At 69.6% G+C, this 3043-nt stretch carries 2 protein-coding genes and 1 tRNA gene; all 3 read left to right on the forward strand.

All coding sequences use genetic code 11. The features are described 5' to 3' along the window. The coding region (gene mrdA, locus Q8S40_RS01535; protein ID WP_305669027.1) for a penicillin-binding protein 2 at positions 1-1414 on the forward strand (1414 nt) is incomplete at its 5' end. Continuing rightward, entirely contained in the window at positions 1411-2577 is a 1167-nt protein-coding gene (rodA, locus tag Q8S40_RS01540) for a rod shape-determining protein RodA (RefSeq protein WP_304813765.1), read from the forward strand. The genes mrdA and rodA, both read left to right, overlap by 4 nt. Positions 2578-2675: 98 nt before the next feature. Next, positions 2676-2751: transfer RNA gene (locus tag Q8S40_RS01545), tRNA-Lys, on the forward strand. The last annotated feature ends 292 nt before the right edge of the window (positions 2752-3043 follow it).

Genomic DNA, 3043 nt, shown 5'->3' on the forward strand with positions numbered 1-3043 from the left:
CACCCGCGTCTACCCGGAAGCCGACCACCTGGCGCATATCGTGGGCTATGTCGCGCCGCCGCCGGAAAGCGACATGGATGGCGACCCGCTGCTGGAACTGCCCGGCATCCGCGTCGGCCGGTCGGGAATCGAACGCCACCACGACCTGGTGCTGCGCGGCCGTGCCGGCGCGGTGCAGATGGAGGTGAATGCGGTCGGCCGCATCATCCGCGAGCTGGACCGGCGGGAGGGTGTGCAGGGCCAGGACATCCAGCTTTCCGTCGATGCCGGGCTGACCCGGACCTTGCGCGGCAAGATCGAGGAAGGCACCTCCGTCGTGCTGATGGATGCGCGGAACGGGGAGGTGCTGGCGATGGCCACCCAGCCCTCCTTCGACCCCAACCTGTTCAACTCCGGCGTCTCCAACGCGCAATGGCGGGAATGGACGCGCAACCGCGCGACGCCGCTGATCAACAAGGCAACCAACGGGCTGTACGCGCCGGGCTCCACCTTCAAGATGGTAGTGGCGCTGGCGGCGCTGGAGGCACGGGTGGTGACGCCGGGGGAACGTGTGTTCTGCCCGGGGCATATGGACCTCGGCGACTCGCGCTTCCATTGCTGGAACCGCAGCGGGCATGGCGCGGTGGATATGCGGCAGGCGCTGAAAGTATCCTGCGACGTGTATTTCTATGAGATGGCCAAGCGCCTCGGCATCGACCGGATCGCCGCCATGGGGCGGCGCTTCGGCCTCGGCGTGCCGCTGGATATCGAGCTGCCGGGCATCCGCAACGGGCTGATGCCAACCCGTGAATGGCGCCAGGCGCAGGGCCGTGGCTGGGCGCTGGGCGACACCGTGATCCATGGCATCGGCCAGGGCTTCTACCAGCTGACGCCGCTGCAACTGGCGACGATGACCGCCCGCCTGGCCACCGGCCGCGCCGTGCAGCCGCATCTGACCCGCAGCGTCGGCGGCCGTCTGGTGCGCGGCACGAGGGCGGAGGATTGGCCGAGCCTCGGCATTCCGGAACGCGATCTGCGCCTGGTGCGGGAGGCGATGTGGGCGGTGGTGAATGAGGTGGGCGGCACCGCCCGCGCCGCGCGCCTCCCGGGTGAGCTGGGCATGATGTCCGGCAAGACCGGCACCACCCAGGTGCGGCGGGTGACGCGGGAGCAGCGCGAGCGGGGCTTCCGGGTGGACCAGGTGCCGCGCGAATGGCGCCCGCATGCGCTGTTCGTGGCCTTCGCGCCGCATGACAACCCGGTCTTTGCCGTCTCCGTCATTGTCGAGCATGGCAGTTCCGGCTCCGCCGCCGCCGCGCCGCTGGCGCGCGATGTGCTGATCGAGGCGTTCCAGCAACTGCGCCCCGGCCCTGGCGGCAACTTTGGCGCGCGGGTGGCGGAAGCGCCGCGCCCGGCGGGGGCGGCTCGGCCATGAGATTCGAACGGCGCCTGCTGCTGCGCGAACGCGGCACCGGGGTGCTGGAGAAGCTGTGGCAGATCCCGTGGATCTTCGTGCTGCTGCTCTGTGCCGTGGGCGGTGTCGGCTATGTCGCGCTGTATTCGGCCGGCGGTGGCGCGCCGGAGCCCTATGCCGCCCGGCACGCCATCCGCTTCGGCTTCGGCCTGGTGCTGATGCTGTCCATCGCGCTGGTCGATATCCGGCTGATCGCCCGCTTCGCCTGGCTCGGCTATGCGGCCGGCATCGGCCTGCTGGTGGCGGTGGCGCTGCATGGCCAGGTGGGCGGCGGCGCGCAGCGCTGGCTGGACCTCGGCGGCTTCCAGTTGCAGCCCTCGGAGTTGATGAAGATCCTGCTGGTGGTGGCGCTGGCATCCTGGTTCCACCGGGCGTCGTGGGAAAAAATGGGCAACCCGCTGTTCCTGGTGCCGCCGATCCTGGCCGTGCTGCTGCCCGCGGCGCTGATCCTGAAGCAGCCCAATCTGGGCACCGCGCTGATCACGCTGATGGTCGGCGGTGCCGTGTTCTTCGCCGCCGGCGTGCGGCTGTGGAAATTCGCCGTGGTGCTGGGGGCGGCCGCGATTGCCGCGCCGATCGCCTATGACAATCTGCGGGACTACCAGCGGGCCCGTATCACCACCTTCCTCGACCCCGAGAGCGACCCGTTGGGCGCCGGCTACAACATCATCCAGTCGAAGATCGCGCTGGGATCGGGCGGTTTCTGGGGCAAGGGGTTCCTGCAGGGCACCCAGGGGCATCTGAACTTCCTGCCGGAAAAGCAGACCGACTTCATCTTCACCATGCTGGCCGAGGAATTCGGCCTGGTCGGCGCGCTGAGCGTGCTCGGCCTGCTCTCCTGCGTCATCGCCTTCGGCTTCCTGGTGGCACTGCGCAGCCGCCACCAATTCGGCCGGCTGCTGGCGACCGGACTGGCGACCAACTTCTTCATGTATGTCTTCGTCAACATCGCCATGGTCACCGGCGCCATCCCGGTGGGCGGCGTGCCGCTGCCGCTGATCAGCCATGGCGGGTCCGCGATGCTGACGGCGATGGTGGGCTTCGGCCTGCTGATGTCCGCGCATGTCCACCGGGATACGGAATGGGAGGCGGCGCGGGATGAGCCATGGGCCGGCAAGCCATGAGGGACGGGCATGGCGGATTTGCACCTGGTTTCGGCACGCGTGGGGTGGACAAGCGGCGCGCGCCGATCTAAATCGCCCGCCTCGCCGCGATGCGGTGCGGGCGCTTAGCTCAGTTGGTAGAGCAGCTGACTCTTAATCAGCGGGTCGTAGGTTCGAGCCCTACAGCGCCCACCAATCTCCCTTCGATAACAATCACCTACGCAGGTCGATCCGACGGATCGGCCGACGCATGGCCGTTTCGGACCCCAGCAGGACACCAAGCCTGGGCTGCTGACCCCGCCGCGGCCGAGGCCGCCCATTGGGGCAGCGATCCCACGCCGTCACATGGTCCACGGCCAAACCCCGTTCGCGGGCCTGGCTGGGAGAGGCTTCACCCGCTCCCTGGCATGACCATGTCGGCCCCGTGGGGGGGGGGGGGGGGGGGGGGGGGGGGGGGGGGGGGGGGGGGGGGGGGGGGGGGGGGGGG

Origin of the sequence: Falsiroseomonas sp. (assembly GCF_030695085.1) — a bacterium.
In the GTDB taxonomy this organism is placed as follows: Bacteria; Pseudomonadota; Alphaproteobacteria; order Acetobacterales; family Acetobacteraceae; genus Falsiroseomonas.